The organism is Shewanella electrica, from assembly GCF_022321485.1.
GTDB lineage: Bacteria > Pseudomonadota > Gammaproteobacteria > Enterobacterales > Shewanellaceae > Shewanella > Shewanella electrica.
This window is the reverse complement of the sequence record NZ_JAKOGG010000252.1, coordinates 1-274: the sequence shown is the minus strand read 5'-3', so window position 1 is coordinate 274 and position 274 is coordinate 1. Positions and strand designations below refer to the sequence as shown.

The 274-nt window shown below is 48.2% G+C and carries 1 protein-coding gene; it reads right to left on the bottom strand.

What is annotated here, in order from left to right; all coding sequences use genetic code 11:
* Window positions 1-17: 17 nt before the first annotated feature.
* Window positions 18-230, bottom strand: coding sequence for a hypothetical protein (locus L9G74_RS20530; RefSeq protein ID WP_238898614.1), 213 nt, complete (start codon window positions 228-230; stop codon window positions 18-20).
* Window positions 231-274 lie beyond the last annotated feature (44 nt).

Below are 274 nucleotides of genomic sequence, written 5' to 3'. Positions count from 1 at the left end.
ACCGCTACTTTGGTGGCTCATTGTGGTGGGATTGGTTTTGTGGGGCTGATGGCCTCGGTTTCACCAGGTTCAATATGATCTTCCAGCAACGGCATCATGATCACCGTTTGTGGTTTTTGGCCTTCGGCTTTTTGCAGTTCACGGCCCATCAACAGGTTGAATTTTTGGTCAGCCATCTGCGCCATTGTGCTGGCGTTTGTTGGTAAGTTAGGTGCGGCATTACAAACCATTCCGGTGCCTGCATTAGGCGTTTTTTATCATACATTTGAGTTTC